This is a genomic window from Mesorhizobium sp. WSM1293 (assembly GCF_000513875.1).
Taxonomy (GTDB): Bacteria; Pseudomonadota; Alphaproteobacteria; order Rhizobiales; family Rhizobiaceae; genus Mesorhizobium; species Mesorhizobium ciceri.
The window spans coordinates 217205-233003 of sequence record NZ_AZUV01000005.1; the positions used below are offsets into that span (position 1 = coordinate 217205).

Consider the following 15799-nt stretch of genomic DNA (forward strand, 5'->3'; position numbering starts at 1 on the left):
ATACGATACAGCGCTCCCCGGGGACGGCAGAGTATGGAGAAAGCACGGCCCGCCAGCCTTGCATCGTCTGATACCGTAAGGGTGACGAACCCCGGCGGATCAAGCCCTTTCGTGCTGACCTGCGATCACGCCTCGAACTTCCTGCCCGCCGAATTCGGCACGCTCGGCCTTGCTGTCGAGGACCTGTCGCGCCACATCGCCTGGGATCCCGGCGCGCTGCCGGTTGCCCGCCGCATGGCGCAGGCGCTCGACGCGACGCTGGTCGAAACCCGCATTTCGCGCCTTGTCATCGACTGCAACCGGCCGCTTGACGCGCCCGACCTGGTGCCGCCGGTCAGTGAGACAACGGCCATACCGGGCAATGCCGGCCTGTCGGAAAGTGAGCGTGCCGCGCGTGTCGCGCTTTCGTGGCGCCCTTTCCACGATACGATTGCGGATATCATCAGCCACAGGCTGTCGCACGGTCAGGAAACGCGGCTGGTTTCGGTCCATTCCTTCACGCCGGTATACAAGGGCCGCAACCGGCCCTGGCATATCGGCATCATCCATGACGAGGATCGCCGGCTGGCGGCGCCGCTGATATCGGCGCTGAAGCGGCTTTCCGGTGTCACCGTCGGGGTCAACGAGCCGTATTCACCTGATGACCGAGTCTATTTCACGCTGGAACGGCATGCGCGCTCGCGCGGACTGCCCTGCGCGATGATCGAAATCCGCAATGACGAAATCGCCGGCGAGACCGGGCAGCGGAAATGGGCGGATCTGCTCACGGGCATTTTTTCGGATCTGGAGCCAGAGGAGGCCGGACACACCAGATCGCATTCAGTCGGAAAGTCAGTTCAATCGGCTAGCTAGGGCGGGATCTCATCCCGACCCGAAAACCAACAGGGGACACTAAAATGGCAGCACCGGGTTATACTGAAGTTGACAAGGCGGAGGACGTAAAGCACCTCCACAGCATGGGCTATGCCCAGGAATTGGAGCGGCGCCTCAGTCGCTTTTCGAACTTCGCCGTTTCCTTCTCCATCATCTGCATCCTGTCGGGCGGCATCAATTCGCTGGCCCAGGCCACCTCCGGCGCCGGCGGCATCGGCATCGGCATCGGCTGGCTGGTCGGCTGCTTCGTTTCGCTGACCTTTGCGGTCGCCATGTCGCAGATCAGCTCGGCCTATCCGACGGCCGGCGGCCTCTATCACTGGGGTTCGATCCTCGGCAACCGCGGCACCGGCTGGGTCACCGCATGGCTCAATCTGCTCGGCCTGATCACCGTGCTCGGCGCCATCAATGTCGGCACCTGGACGTTTTTCATCGGCGCTTTCGGCCCGACGCTCGGAATCGAAGGCACGCTGACAAACCAGATGATCTTTCTGATCATCATCACCGGCGCGCAGGCGCTGATCAACCATCTCGGCATCAAGCTGACGGCGAAGCTGACCGATTTCTCGGGCTATCTCATCTTCTTCGGCTCGATCCTGATCGCCATCGTCTGCCTGGCTTCCGCTGAGACCTGGGATTTCAGCCGTCTCTTCACCTTCAAGAACTATTCCGGGGACGCAGGCGCCGGCGTGTGGCCATCCGTCTCGAATGCCTGGGTGTTCGCGCTCGGACTGTTGCTGCCGATCTACACGATCACCGGTTATGACGCTTCCGCGCACACCTCGGAGGAAACCATCAAGGCGGCTTCTTCCGTGCCGCGCGCCATGGTCATGTCGGTGATCTGGTCGGCCGTTTTCGGCTATCTGTTCCTGGCCGCCTTCGTGCTGATGATCCCGAACATGGACGATGCCGCCAAGCAGGGCTGGAACGTGTTCTTCTGGGCCTTCGACCAGCGTGTAAGCCCCGGCATCAAGGAGTTCGTCTACCTCGTCGTGTTCGTCGCGCAGCTGCTGTGCGGCCTTGCCACGGTGACGTCTGCCTCGCGCATGATCTTCGCCTTCTCGCGTGACGGCGGCCTGCCGGGTTCGGCGGCACTCGCCAAGGTCAGCCCGACCTACCGCACGCCGGTGGCGGCGATCTGGACGGCTTCGATCCTGTCGGTGCTGTTCGTCTGGGGTTCGACGCTGGTTTCGGTCGCAGGCACTTCGGCCTACACCATCGTGGTTTCCTGCACTGTCATCTTCCTGTTCCTCTCCTTCACCGTGCCGATCGTGCTCGGCATGCTCGCCTGGGGCACGCCGAAGTGGGACAAGATGGGTCCCTGGAACATGGGGCGCGGCGTGTTCATGCTGTTCGCCTTCCTGTCGATCGTCTCAATGATCCTGATCTTCATCATCGGCATCCAGCCGCCGAACGATTGGGCGCTCTACATCACCGTCGGCTTCTTCATCCTGACGGCAGTCGTCTGGTTCGGCTTCGAGAAGCGCCGCTTCCAGGGGCCGCCGCTCGGCGACATCATTGCGGCGCGTCAGGCGGCCATCAAGGCGGCCGAACAGGCAGTCGGCGAAACCGGCCACTGACCTCCACCATCATGGCCATGGCCGGCATCGTGCCGGCCATGGTTTCGTTCAACTCATTCAAAGCCCAAGCGCTGGAGTGCCAAAGGAATGGCCGGAAATTTCTCGTTCGATCAGTTGAAGAAAGCGGTCTCCAGCGGTGAGATCGACACCGTGCTGGCCTGCATCGTCGACATGCAGGGACGGCTGGCGGGAAAACGCTTCCTGGCGCAGTACTTCGTCGATTCCGCGCATGACGAAACGCATGGATGCAATTATCTGCTGGCCGCCGACATCGATATGGAGCCGGTGCCGGGCTACAAGGCGGCGAGTTGGTCGAAGGGCTATGGCGATTTCGTCATGAAGCCGGATCTCGCCACGCTGCGGCGCATTCCCTGGCTGGAAAAGACCGCGCTCGTGATCTGCGACGTGCTCGACCACCACACGCATGACGACCTGCCGCATTCGCCGCGCGCCATCTTGAAGAAGCAGGTCAAGCGGCTGAGCGAGCGCGGCTATATCGGCTATTTCGCATCCGAGCTCGAATTCTATCTGTTCAACGAGACCTACGATTCGGCCCGCAAGAAGCACTGGCAAGGTCTCGACACCGCATCGCCCTATATCGGCGACTACCAGATCGGCATCACCACCAAGGAAGAAGGCGTCATGCGCCGGCTTCGCAACGAAATGGAAGCGGCCGGCATTCCGATCGAGAATTCCAAGGGCGAGTGGGGTCCGGGCCAGGAAGAGATCAATGTGCGCTATGCCGAGGCGCTCGACATGGCCGACCGCCACGTCATCCTGAAGAACGGCGCCAAGGAAATCGCCGAGTCCGAGGGCAAGGCGATTTCGTTCATGTCCAAGTACAATTACGGGCTCGCCGGCAATTCCAGCCACATCCACAATTCGCTGTGGAGCGCCGACGGCAAGACACCGCTGTTCTTCGACAAAAAGGCCGACTGGACGCTGTCGACACTCGGCCAGCAATGGGCTGCCGGCCAGCTCAAATACGCCAAGGAATTCACCTGGTTCCTGGCGCCCTATATCAACTCCTACAAGCGCTTCCAGGCCGGCACCTTCGCGCCGACCAAGATCATGTGGAGCGAGGACAACCGCACCGCAGGCTTCCGCCTGTGCGGCGAGGGCACCAAGGGCATCCGCATGGAATGCCGCATCGGTGGCGCCGACCTCAACCCGTATCTTGCTTTCGCAGCCCTGATCGCCGCCGGCCTTGCCGGCATCGACGAAAAGCTGGAATTGCAGAAGCCGTTCGTCGGCGATGCCTATCAGGCATCTCGCCTGCCGGAGATTCCGAAGACGCTGCGCGATGCCACCGACACGCTGGCGAAGTCGAAGATGCTCAAGCAGGCGCTCGGCGAGGATGTGCTCGAACACTATGTCCACACCGCAAAGTGGGAGCAGTTCGAATACGACCGCCGGATTACGGATTGGGAACTGCACAGAGGGTTCGAGCGGTATTAGGTATCGACGGTTCGTCGGCGCCCCCCCCCTTCACTCTTAGCCTCTCCCCGTGGGGAGAGGCTGTCGGCAGGCAGATGAGGGGCAGCGCCAGGCCACACGATTTTGTTGTAGAATACGAGGACTTACAAAATGACCGAGACGGTCAAACTCATTACCCCCGTCGATGGCTCGATCTATGCCGAGCGGCCGATTGCTACAGACCAGGCGATCAACGCCGCAGTGGAACGCGCCAAGGCGGCGCAAGAGAAGTGGGCTGAGACACCTATCGTCGAGCGCGGCAAGTACATGTTGGCTATGCTGGAAGCGCTGGTCGCGATGACCGACGAGATCGTGCCGGAAATCGCCTGGCAGATGGGGCGGCCCGTGCGCTATGGCGGCGAATTCGGCGGCGTCAAGGAACGCACCAACTACATGGTCGAGATCGCCGAGCAGGCGCTCAAATCGGTGCCGGCCTCCAACCCGAAGGACGGTTTCCGCCGCTATGTGAAGAAAGACCCGCTTGGCGTCGTCATGGTGATCGCGCCGTGGAATTATCCCTATCTGACCGCCGTCAACACCATCGTGCCGGCGCTGATGGCCGGCAACACCGTGATCCTGAAGCATGCGGCGCAGACGCTGCTGGTCGGCGAGCGCTTTCAACGGGCTTTCGACGGAGTGGGTCTGCCCAAGGGCGTGTTCCAGAATGTCGTGCTGAACCACGCCCAGACCGAAAGGCTGCTCGGCTCGGGCAAGATCGACCACGTCAATTTCACCGGTTCGGTCGGCGGCGGCCGCGCCATCGAAAAGGCGGCGGCGGGCACCTTCATGACGCTCGGCCTCGAGCTTGGCGGCAAGGATCCGGCCTATGTGCTGCCCGACGCCAAGATGGACCATGCGGTCGCCAATCTGGTCGACGGCGCCTTCTACAATTCCGGCCAGTGCTGCTGCGGCATCGAACGCGTTTATGTGCACGAGAAGGTCTATGACGAATTCGTCGAAGGCTTCATCGCCGAGACAAAGAACTATGTCGTCGGCAATCCGCTCGATCAGGCGACGACGATGGGACCGATGGCGCAGGCGCGCTTTGCTGACCTGATCCGTGAACAGAAGGCGGAAGCGCTGCGCAAGGGTGCCAAGGCGCACATCAACATGAAGGTGGCTAACGACAAGGCTGGTTCGCCTTATCTGGCACCTGAGGTGCTGACAGAAGTCGATCATCAGATGAGCGTCATGCGCGAGGAAAGCTTTGGCCCGATCGTCGGCATCATGAAGGTGCGCAACGACGAAGAGGCGATCGCGCTGATGAACGACAGTCCCTACGGGCTGACCGCTTCGATCTGGACGCGCGATACCGAGCATGCCGTGGCGATCGGCAACCGCGTCGAGACCGGCACGGTGTTCATGAACCGCTGCGACTACCTCGACCCGGCCTTGGTCTGGACCGGCGTCAAGGACACCGGCAAGGGTGCGGGCTTGTCGGCCATCGGCTACGACAATCTGACCCGGCCGAAATCATTCCATCTGCGCGAAGCCATCTGATTTATTGAAAGACAAAAATGTCCAAGCTGATCTCCAAATGGAACTACCCCACCACCGTCCGCTTCGGCGCCGGCCGCATCAAGGAATTGCCTGAGGTGCTGGCGGCCACCGGCATCAAGCGGCCGTTGTTCGTCACCGACCCTGGACTGGCGAAACTGCCGGTCGTCGCCTCGACGCTGAAGATTCTCGACGACGCCAAGGTTCCCTACGGCGTCTTCTCCGAGGTCAGGCCTAACCCGGTCGAGTCCAATCTGACCGCCGGCATCGCCGTGTTCAAGAAGGGCAAGCATGACGGCGTCATCGCCTTCGGCGGCGGTTCGGCGCTCGATCTCGGCAAGCTGATCGCCTTCCAGGCCGGGCAGGTCAGGCCGGTATGGGATTTCGAGGATGTCGACGACTGGTGGACGCGCGCCAATTCGGACGCCATCGCGCCGATCATCGCCGTGCCGACCACCGCCGGGACCGGATCGGAAGTTGGCCGCGCCGGCGTTATCACCAATGAGGCGACGCACACCAAGAAGGTCATCTTCCATCCGAAACTTTTGCCAGCAATCGTTATTGCCGATCCGGAGCTGTCGGTCGGCATGCCCGGCTTCATCACCGCCGGCACCGGCATGGATGCGCTCGCCCACTGTCTCGAGGCCTATTGCGCGCCGGGCTATCATCCGATGGCCGACGGCATCGCCGTCGAAGGTGTGAGGCTGGTCTTCGAGAACCTGCCGAAGGCCTATGCCAACGGCAGGGATCTCGTCGCGCGCGCCCACATGATGAGCGCCGCCGCCATGGGCGCCACTGCCTTCCAGAAGGGGCTTGGCGCCATCCATTCGCTGTCGCATCCGGTCGGTGCGCTCTATGACACCCATCACGGCATGACCAATGCGGTGTTCATGCCCTATGTGCTCGCCTTCAACCGTGACTCCATCGAGGAGCGTATCGGCCGGCTCGCCGCCTATTGCGGCATCAAGGGCGGCTTCGACGGGTTCGCCAAGGCGATTATCAAGCTGCGCAAGGAATTGAAGGTGCCGCATGCGCTGCCGGGCCTTATCAAGGGGCTCGACATGGACAAGAAACGCAAGGCGCTGATCGCCGACATGGCGGTGGTCGATCCGACCGCCGGCGGCAACCCGGTCAAGCTGACCAAGAAGGCGGCGCTGACCTTGCTCGAAAACGCCATTGCCGGCACGGTCTGAGGCGTTTTCCGCGCCGCAAAGTGATCTGAAAAGGGGCTATGAAAACAAGGGGGAGGATGACGGGCAAGGCACAAACTAGTTAGCCGGAAAAAGAATCGCGGAGCGATTGCTACATCAGGTTAAAAAGAGTTTACTTTTTCGCACTGCGAGCAGCCGCTTTCACAAAGCTTTCATCTGGCTGTCACATGAAAACGATACCGCATCGCAGGCGTCCAACGGCGTCAGTTCAACGGAGAGAACACATGTTCAAGTTCACGGGGAAAGTGCTTTCCCTTTCGGCCGCGGCGCTTTTCGCGTCGACGGTGATTTCGTCCGCGGATTCGCTGGACGATCTCGTCAAGGCTGCCAAGGCGGAAGGCCAGCTCACCACCATCGCGCTGCCGCATGACTGGTGCGGCTATGGCGATGTCATCGCAGGTTTCAAGGCGAAGTATCCGGAAATCACCGTCAACGAACTCAACCCCGACGCCGGCTCCGGCGACGAGGTCGAGGCGATCAAGGCCAACAAGGACAACAAGGGCCCGCAGGCGCCCGACGTCATCGACGTCGGCCTGTCCTTCGGCCCGACCGCCAAGGCCGATGGCCTGATCCAGCCTTACAAGGTGTCGACCTGGGACTCGATCCCCGACAGCGCCAAGGATGCCGACGGCTTCTGGTACGGCGACTATTACGGCGTTCTGTCGTTCATGGTGAACAAGGACCTGATCAAGGAGTCGCCCACCGACTGGGCCGACCTCTTGAAGCCGGAATTCGCCAACGCGGTCGCTCTTGCCGGCGATCCGCGCGTTTCAAACCAGGCCATCCAGGCTGTCTACGCCGCCGGCCTTTCCGGTGGCGCCGCAGCCGGTGAAGCTGCCGGCACTGCTGGCCTAGACTTCTTCAAGAAGCTCAACGCCGCCGGCAATTTCGTTCCGGTCGTAGGCAAGCCGGCAACGCTTGCCCAGGGTCAGACCCCGGTCCTGATCAACTGGGACTACAACGCGCTCGCCGGCCGCGACACGCTGAAGGGCAACCCGCCCGTCGACGTCATCGTGCCGAAGACCGGCGTCGTCGCCGGCGTCTACGTGCAGGCGATCAGCGCCTACGCGCCGCATCCGAATGCAGCCAAGCTGTGGATGGAATACCTCTACTCCGACGAAGGCCAGATCGGCTGGCTGAAGGGCTATTGCCACCCGATCCGCTTCAACGATCTCGCCAAGAACGGCAAGATCCCGGCGGACGTGCTGGCCAAGCTGCCGCCGGCGGAATCCTATGCCTCGGCCGCGTTCCCGTCGCTCGACGAGCAGGCTAAGGCCAAGGAAGCTATCAGCAAGAACTGGGACGCCACTGTCGGCGCCAACGTCAAGTAAGACTTGAAATCCACCGGGCGGCCGCGAGGCCGCCCGGTCCTTCCTCGAAGACGGTAGCCGGCGCATGACCGATCTCTCGCTTTCAAATCAGGCATTCGCCACCAAGCCGGTGCCGCCGAAGGAGGCGACCGCCTTCCGCTTGCCGACGCAATGGATAGGCGTGGCGCCGTTCTTCATCTTTGCCCTAATGTTCTTGATCCTGCCCACGCTCTATCTCGTCGTGGGAGCCTTCCGGAACGGTGAAGGCGGGTTCACGCTCGACAATATTCTGCAGCTGGTCAGCGATCCGTCGATCAGCAATTCCTACTGGTCTTCGATCAAGATCAGTTTCTGGTCGGCCATCATCGGGGCGTTTGCCGGGCTCGCCATCGCGATCGCGATCGTGCGCGGCGGACTGCCAAGCTGGACGCGCTCCGCGACCCTGACGTTTTCGGGCGTCGCCTCGAATTTTGCCGGCTTGCCGCTCGCCTTCGCGTTCCTGGCTACGCTCGGCCGTGTCGGTATCGTCACGACGCTTCTGCGTGACGTGCTCAACATCAACATTTACGCGATGGGCTTCAATTTTCTCACCACAACCGGCCTGATCGCGGTCTATCTGTTCTTTCAGATTCCCCTGATGGTGGTCATCATCGTGCCAGCCATCGACGGCTTGAAGAAGGAGTGGGGCGAGGCTGCGGCCACGCTCGGTGCCACGCAGGCGCAGTACTGGCGCATGGTTGTCATCCCTGTGATATGGCCGAGTTTTCTCGGTACGGTCATCCTGTTGTTTGCGAACGCCTTCGGCGCCATCGCCACCGCTTATGCGTTTGCCGGTCCGACGCTTAATATCGTTCCGATCAAGCTCTACTCGCAGATGAATGGCGACGTGCTGCACAACCCGCAACTCGCTTATGCCATAGCCTTTGGCATGATCGTCATCACCGGGCTTGCGAATGTCTTCTACATCTGGTTTCGGACTCGGTCCGAAAGGTGGCTCAAATGAAGTCGGGTAAGTTCTGGGCCTGGGTCGTCTTTGTTGTCGGGGCTGCCTATTTCTTTATTCCGTTGATGGCGACGGTCGAGTTCTCGCTGCGCATGCGGCGCGGCGTCCACTCCTTCGACGCCTATCAAGTCGTGCTGGGAGACGCGCGCTTCCAGTCAACTTTCCTCTTTTCAGTCATCGCTGCGCTCTGCACCATTATCCTGGGGGTGCTGATCGTGGTGCCGGCGGCATACTGGATCCGGCTGCGTCTGCCTCAGCTCAGGCCAATCGTCGAATTCATCACCCTTTTGCCGCTGGTCATTCCGGCAATCGTCATCGTCTTCGGCTATATCAGGATGTACGGCTCGAACTCGCCGCTGCCATTCTTGGCAAGCAATTGGGGTGCGAACGCGTTGCTTGTCATTGGCTATACGACGCTGTCTCTGCCTTACATGTATCGGGCCGTTGACACCGGTCTGCGCACCATCGATGTGCGTACGCTGACCGAAGCCGCGCAAATTCTGGGTGCGGGCTGGGGCACCATCATCACCCGCGTCATCCTGCCCAATGTGCTGATCGCGGTGTTGTCCGGCGCATTCCTGACTTTCGCCATCGTCATTGGCGAGTTTACAATGGCCAGCCTGCTCAGCCGTCCGGCTTTCGGCCCGTATCTGCAGAACATCGGCGCCAACCGTGCATACGAGCCCGCAGCCCTTGCAGTGATCGCCTTCGCCATCACCTGGGGCTGCATGTCGCTGATCCAGATCCTGTCCCGCTTCGCGCCGAAATCGGCGAACCGCCCAAATTGATCGAGAGAACCACGCCATGGCCGACCCATTCCTCTCCATCCAGCACGTTCGAAAATCTTTCGGCGCCACCACGGTGGTGGAGGATTTCAATCTCGACGTAGAGCGCGGCGAATTCGTCTCCTTCCTCGGGCCATCCGGCTGCGGCAAGACGACGGTGTTGCGCATGGTTGCCGGTTTCGAGGAGCCGAGCGCGGGCACGATCGTCGTCAGCGGCAAGGACATTACGAGACTGAAGCCCAACCAGCGCAATGTCGGCATGGTGTTCCAGGCCTATGCGCTGTTCCCGAACCTGACCGTGGCGCAGAATATCGGCTTCGGCTTGAAGGTCGCTGGCATGCCGAGGGCGGACATCGATGCCCGCGTCGCCGAGATGCTCGGCATCATCAAGCTGCCGCAGATGGCGGATCGCTATCCCTACCAGCTCTCGGGCGGCCAGCAGCAGCGCATCGCGCTAGCCCGCGCCATCGCGCCGAAGCCAAAGCTGCTGCTGCTCGACGAGCCGCTGTCGGCGCTAGACGCCAAGGTGCGCGTGTCGCTGCGCGAGGAAATCCGGTCGATCCAGAAGAAGCTCGGCATCACCACCATCTTCGTCACGCACGACCAGGAAGAAGCGCTGTCGATCTCGGACCGCATCGCCGTCATGTATGGCGGCAAGGCCGAGCAGGTCGGCACGCCATTCGAGATCTACAATCGGCCGGCAACCAAATTCGTCGCCAATTTCGTCGGCACGCTGAATGTGCTGGAAGGCACCGTCACCGATGCCGCCGCGGGCACGGTGCGGGTCAATTCCGAACAGGTCTCGCTCAAGGGCAAGCTCAACGGTTCCAAGTCGGGCGACACGCTGTCCCTGGCGCTGCGTCCGGAAGCTATTTCGCTGGGCCGCCAGCCTGGCCGTGACTCCAGCCTATCCGGAGAAATCTCCGAAGTGCATTTCCTCGGATCGGTCATCCGGGTTCGTGTCGGCATCGGCGGCAACACGGTCTCGCTCGACACGTTCAACAGCCCGGCAACGCCGCCCCCCGCAGTTGGTGAGAAGGCCGAGATCTCGTTTTCTTCGAGCGATATGCTCGTGCTGCACTAGGCTGCTGCGCTTGTTTGGAATGAATGGCTGTATCCCGGTTAGCGAAGGGGGAAGGATGCTTCCGCCCGCGTGGCATGGGCTGCAGTGCAGGGAAGTCCGCGTTTAAGCGCGCCCCATATCAGATGATTTCAATGTCGGTGTGGACGGCGATTTGTCAGGAAGCAATTCGAGGTATTTTCTGCCGGCTCGAGCTTGCCGGGCAATCAACAATTTCCAGCCGCTTTGCCGCTGCCAGAATCTCGCTTCCCGGCTATAAGAGGCCATGGTTCTTTTCGAACTGACACTCGTTCTGCTGTTGATCGCCGTTGCGCTGACGGCGCTGTCGCGGCGCGTGCAGGTTCCTTATCCCTCTTTGCTGGCGCTGGCAGGGGTGGCCATCGCCTTCGTGCCTGGCGTGCCGACCATCGAGATCGACCCGGAACTGGCGCTTGCCCTGTTCATCGCGCCGGTGCTGCTCGACGCCGCCTATGACACGTCGCTGCGCGATCTCAACCGCTACAAGGTACCGCTTGTGCTGCTGGCGCTTGGTGCCGTCCTTTTCACGACAGCGACGGTGGCGCTGGCCGGCTGGGCGATGGCAGGTCTGCCGATTGCCGCGGCCATAGCGCTTGGCGCCATCGTGGCGCCGCCCGATGCGGTTGCGGCATCGGCCGTGCTTGGCCAGTTCAAGGTGCCGCATCGCATCACTGCCATTCTGCAAGGCGAGAGCCTGCTTAACGACGCCACCGCGCTGCTGATTTACCGAATGGCGATTTCTGCGGCAGCAGGCTCCATTCTGCTGAGCAGCGCCGTTCCGATGATCCTGCTGTCCACGCTCGGCAGTCTTGCGGCCGGCTATCTGCTTGGCCGGTTGTCTCTGATGACGCTGGGCCGGATCGAGGACCCGGCGAGCGGCACTGTGGTGCAATTTGCCGGCACGTTCGGGGTCTGGATCCTGGCCGACAGGATCGGACTGTCGGCCATCATCACCATAGTCGTCTATGCCATGACGATCGCCCGCACCGCGCCGCGCCGCATGCCGGCCAGAAACCGCATCAGCTCTTATTCCGTCTGGGAAACGGCGGTCTTCGTGCTCAATGTTCTGGCTTTCGTGCTGATGGGCCTGCAGGCGCGTACGATCGTCGGCCGGCTTGCCGGGCAGGGGCAGACCGATGCGTTCGTCCTGGCCGGGACAGTGCTCGCCATCGTCATCGTCTCACGCTTCGTCTGGGTTCTGGGGTGCGGCGCGATCATCAGGTGGTTTGACCGTTTCGGCGTGGCTGATCGTCAGCGTGACGCTCCGTCGTTTCGTGGCGGCGTGCTGATCGGCTGGTGCGGGATGCGCGGTTTGGTGACGCTTGCGGCGGCATTCGCCCTGCCGGCTGAATTCCCGGCCCGCGACCCGATCGTGCTCGCTGCCTTCACGGTCGTCCTCGGCACGCTGGTGCTACAAGGCATGAGCCTGAAGCCGCTGCTGCGCCTTTTGAACCTCAACCCTGACGAAACGGTCGACCGCGAGGTTGCGCAGGCGCGTGTTGTGGTCATGCAGGCGGCGCTCGACATATTGAGCGGCAAGACATCGGACGCGGCGGCCGCGGTGCGCGAGCAATATGCCGCTCAACGCAAGATCGCCAAAAACCCCGACGATGCCCAGGCGGCGACCGAGTATGACCGCTTGCGTCTTTATGCGATCAAGAGCCAGCGCGACGCGCTGGAGGAATTGCGCCGCAATGGGACGATTGGCGACGAAGCCTATCATCGCCTTGAGGAAGAGATCGACTGGACCGAACTGGCCGCGTCGCCACCCGGCCGGTTCCAGCCGCTGAATACTTGAGGCATCGCACGCCGTTTTCCGGCGCACGGAAGATACCGAAGTGCTTCGGGATCGGTGCATGATCCCGGTCAGGGGCAAGGCTGGTCCAAGCCACGTCCATTCTCCTGCACATTGCAACCGCGGCATCGAACCGCTACTGCCAACACGAAATTGAGCCGGATAAGCAATGAAGCTGGTCAGCTACAACATCCAGTACGGGTTCGGCAGCGACGGGCGCTACGATCTTTCGCGCGCCGCGCGCATCGTTGCCGGCGCCGACGTCATTGCACTGCAGGAAGTCGAGCGTCACTGGCAGCGCAGCAATTTCGACGATCAGCCGGAACTGCTTTCCAGCCTGCTGCCCGACTATCACTGGGTCTATGGCCCGGCCTTCGACATGGACGCCAGCGAGCGGCATGACGGCCGCCTGGTCAACCGGCGCCGCCAGTTCGGCACCATGGTGCTGTCGAAACTGCCGATCGTCTGGTCGCGGCTGCATGCGCTGCCGATGCGCCGCACGCTGCGGCCGCTCAACACCCGCAATGCAGCACTTGAATGCATGATCCGCACGCCGGCAGGGCCGGCGCGGGTGTTGTCGCTGCATCTCGCCCATATCGCGGCCGAGGAGCGGCTGGAGCAGATCGACTATCTCCTGGCCGAGCATCGCCGGGCACCGTCCGACGGCGGGCCGTGGAGCGGCGTCGACGACGAGCCCACGCGCAACTGGACCAGCGGCGAAGCGGAGCCGGAAAACCCGCTGGCGGCGATCTGGATGGGCGATTTCAACATGGAGCCGGGCAGCGCCGAATATCGCCGCATCGTCGGCAGCACGCCCTACCATCGGGGTGCCGCCTATCTCAGCGGTTTCGTCGATGCCGCCGCTGTTGCCGGGGAGCCGGTTCCGGACTTCCACACCCATGTGAAGACCATCGACGGCAGACTGGCAAAGCGCCGGCTCGACCATTGCTTCGTCGGCGGCATGTTCGCCGGGCGGGTGCGTTCGATCGGTGCCGATATCGACGAGGTTGCGTCGGATCATTTTCCGTTGCGGGTCGACATCGACCTGGAAACGCCCGGCATTGCCACATGACGCTTTTCGTCTTTTTCGCAGTGCTTGCCGCCGCCGCCATGCACGCGATCTGGAACGCGCTGGTCAAGGTCCATCTCGACCGCTTCCTGTCGATCACGCTGATGACGCTCGGCATGGGCGCGGCAGCACTCGTGGTGCTGCCTTTCGTCGAAGTGCCGAAGGCGGAGGTGTGGCCCTACATCATCGCCTCCGTCATTTTCCACATGGGCTACCGCACCTTCCTGATCGGCGCCTACAAGGCGGGCGATTTCGCCCAGACCTATCCGCTGGCGCGGGGCACCGCACCTCTGCTCTCGGCCTTTGGCGGCATGTTCGTCGTTGCCGAGATTCCCGGCCCGTTCGCCATGCTCGGCATCTTCCTGTTGTCGGCCGGCACGCTGGTGATGTCGTTTCGTGGCGGCGCACATCTGGAAAAACTCAATCTGCGCGCGGTCGGTTTTGCGCTCGGCACTTCCATCTTCATTGCCAGTTACACGCTGTCCGACGGCAGCGGCGCGCGGCTGGCGGCAACCGCGCAGAGCTATGCAGCCTGGCTGTTCATCTGCGATGCTTTTGGCGCCTTGGTGCTGTGCCTCATCTTCCGCGGGCCGAAGGCGCTGCCGGTGTTGGCGCGCGACTGGAAGGCAGGGCTGTTCACGGGCGTGCTCAGCGGCGCCGCCTACTGGATCGTCATGTGGGCGATGACCAAGGCGCCGATCGCCTCCGTGGCCTCGCTGCGCGAAACCTCGATCCTGTTTGCCATGATGATCTCGGTCTTCGCTCTCGGCGAAAAAATGACCGGCTGGCGCGGTGCCGCCGCGCTCAGCATCGTCGCCGGTGTCGTTGCGCTCAGGCTCGGCTGATTTCGACCCTAATTGAGCACGGTCATCAGCTGGCCACGTCGTTCCGGACTGAAACGGATGACGACGATGATGCAGATGGCGACCACGCCTGCGAACAGCGCCAGGGCATAGCCATAGCTGCCTTCGGCGCTTTCCGCGATTCCTGCCTGATAGGGGCCGCCATAGGACGCGGCGAGATTGCCCGCCTGATAGATAAAGCCGGGCAAGGTCGCCCGCACCGCCCCGGGCGAAAGCTCGTTGAGGTGCACGGGGATGACGCCCCAGGCGCCCTGGACCGCGACCTGCATGACGAAGGCGCCGATGGCGAGCATGAACGGCGTGGTCGAGTAGGCCCATAGCGGGATCGACGGCAAGGCGATCAGGCAGGCCAGCGTGATGGCGTTGACGCGGCCGATCTTTTCGGACAGCGCGCCGAACGCCAGGCCGCCGACGATGGCGCCGATATTGGCGATGATGGTGATCCAGCTCACCGTATGCGGATCGAAGCCGTGCTGCTTCTTCAGGAAGGTCGGGTAGAGGTCCTGCGTGCCATGACTGAAGAAATTGAAGAACATCATCAGCACGACGGCATAGAGCGCGACACCCCAGTGTTTCTGCAGGGTTTCCCACATGCCCGGTCGAGCCGTCTTCTGCGCTTCGACGAAGGCCGGCGATTCCGGCACATGCGAGCGGATGAAGAGCACAATCAGCGCCGGCACGAAGCTGAGCAGGAACATGGCGCGCCAGCCGATCGTGTAGCCGCCGATCGTCTGCTGATAGAGCAGGCCATAGACCACCGCCGCCAGCAGATAGCCGGCCGGATAGCCGCATTGCAGGATGCCGGAGACCATGCCGCGTGCGCTCGGCGGAATGGATTCCATGGCCAGCGAACTGCCAAGCCCCCATTCGCCGCCCATGGCGATGCCGAACAGCGCACGCAGGGCGAGGAAGATGCCGAGATTGGGCGAGAAGGCGGCCAGCGCGCCGATCACCGAATAGCTCACGATGTTGAGCATGAGGATCGGCTTGCGCCCGTATTTGTCGGCAAGCATGCCGAAGAAGAACGCGCCGATGAAGCGTGTGGCCAAGGTCAGGAACAGCGCCTTGGAGACCGCGGGCACGTCGGCGTGGAATTCGGTCGCGATATCGGTGAGCAGGAATGTCAGAAGGAAGAAATCGAAAGCATCGAGCGTCCAGCCCAGGAACGAGGCGAGGACGGTCTTCTTCTGCTGCGAATTAAGGGGCAAATCTTCCTCCTCCACCATCATCGATGTGAG

13 protein-coding genes are annotated in these 15799 nt (G+C 62.2%); 12 read left to right on the forward strand and 1 reads right to left on the reverse strand.

The window, feature by feature from the left end:
- Positions 1-33: 33 nt before the first annotated feature.
- The 12 genes from M729_RS0108985 (at position 34) to M729_RS0109040 (ending at position 14543) form a co-directional block, all read left to right on the forward strand.
- Positions 34-852 (forward strand): N-formylglutamate amidohydrolase, encoded by an 819-nt coding sequence (locus M729_RS0108985; RefSeq protein ID WP_024502760.1) that lies wholly within the window; start codon positions 34-36, stop codon positions 850-852.
- A 44-nt stretch (positions 853-896) separates the two neighbouring features.
- Positions 897-2453, forward strand: a complete 1557-nt coding sequence (locus tag M729_RS0108990; protein ID WP_013529681.1) for an amino acid permease — start codon at positions 897-899, stop codon at positions 2451-2453.
- 87 nt (positions 2454-2540) lie between these two features.
- Complete coding sequence (locus M729_RS0108995; RefSeq protein ID WP_013529682.1) at positions 2541-3911, forward strand: glutamine synthetase family protein; 1371 nt, start codon at positions 2541-2543, stop codon at positions 3909-3911.
- Between the two features lie 129 nt (positions 3912-4040).
- Positions 4041-5429, forward strand: a complete 1389-nt coding sequence (locus M729_RS0109000; RefSeq protein WP_027161378.1) for an aldehyde dehydrogenase family protein — start codon at positions 4041-4043, stop codon at positions 5427-5429.
- A gap of 17 nt (positions 5430-5446) precedes the next feature.
- Positions 5447-6619, forward strand: coding sequence for an iron-containing alcohol dehydrogenase (locus M729_RS0109005; protein WP_013529684.1), 1173 nt, complete (start codon positions 5447-5449; stop codon positions 6617-6619).
- 242 nt (positions 6620-6861) lie between these two features.
- Entirely contained in the window at positions 6862-7968 is a 1107-nt protein-coding gene (locus tag M729_RS0109010; RefSeq protein WP_027161379.1) for an ABC transporter substrate-binding protein, read from the forward strand.
- A 187-nt stretch (positions 7969-8155) separates the two neighbouring features.
- Positions 8156-8950 (forward strand): ABC transporter permease subunit, encoded by a 795-nt coding sequence (locus M729_RS0109015; RefSeq protein WP_224621361.1) that lies wholly within the window; start codon positions 8156-8158, stop codon positions 8948-8950.
- A complete protein-coding gene (locus tag M729_RS0109020; RefSeq protein ID WP_013529687.1) occupies positions 8947-9738 on the forward strand; it encodes an ABC transporter permease in 792 nt (263 codons plus the stop codon). Before M729_RS0109015 ends, M729_RS0109020 begins: the two co-directional genes overlap by 4 nt.
- A 16-nt stretch (positions 9739-9754) precedes the next feature.
- Positions 9755-10819, forward strand: coding sequence for an ABC transporter ATP-binding protein (locus M729_RS0109025; protein ID WP_013529688.1), 1065 nt, complete (start codon positions 9755-9757; stop codon positions 10817-10819).
- Positions 10820-11081: 262 nt separating this feature from the next.
- On the forward strand, positions 11082-12632 hold the full coding sequence (locus M729_RS0109030) for a sodium:proton antiporter (RefSeq protein ID WP_027161381.1): 1551 nt from the start codon (positions 11082-11084) through the stop codon (positions 12630-12632).
- A 166-nt stretch (positions 12633-12798) separates the two neighbouring features.
- The gene (locus tag M729_RS0109035; RefSeq protein ID WP_027161382.1) at positions 12799-13701 is read left to right on the forward strand and encodes an endonuclease/exonuclease/phosphatase family protein; all 903 of its coding nucleotides are present in this window, start codon (positions 12799-12801) and stop codon (positions 13699-13701) included.
- Complete coding sequence (locus M729_RS0109040; protein WP_013529691.1) at positions 13698-14543, forward strand: EamA family transporter; 846 nt, start codon at positions 13698-13700, stop codon at positions 14541-14543. Before M729_RS0109035 ends, M729_RS0109040 begins: the two co-directional genes overlap by 4 nt.
- 8 nt (positions 14544-14551) lie before the next feature.
- Here M729_RS0109040 and M729_RS0109045 read toward each other — a convergent pair whose 3' ends face one another.
- Positions 14552-15769, reverse strand: coding sequence for an MFS transporter (locus M729_RS0109045; protein ID WP_027161383.1), 1218 nt, complete (start codon positions 15767-15769; stop codon positions 14552-14554).
- Positions 15770-15799 lie beyond the last annotated feature (30 nt).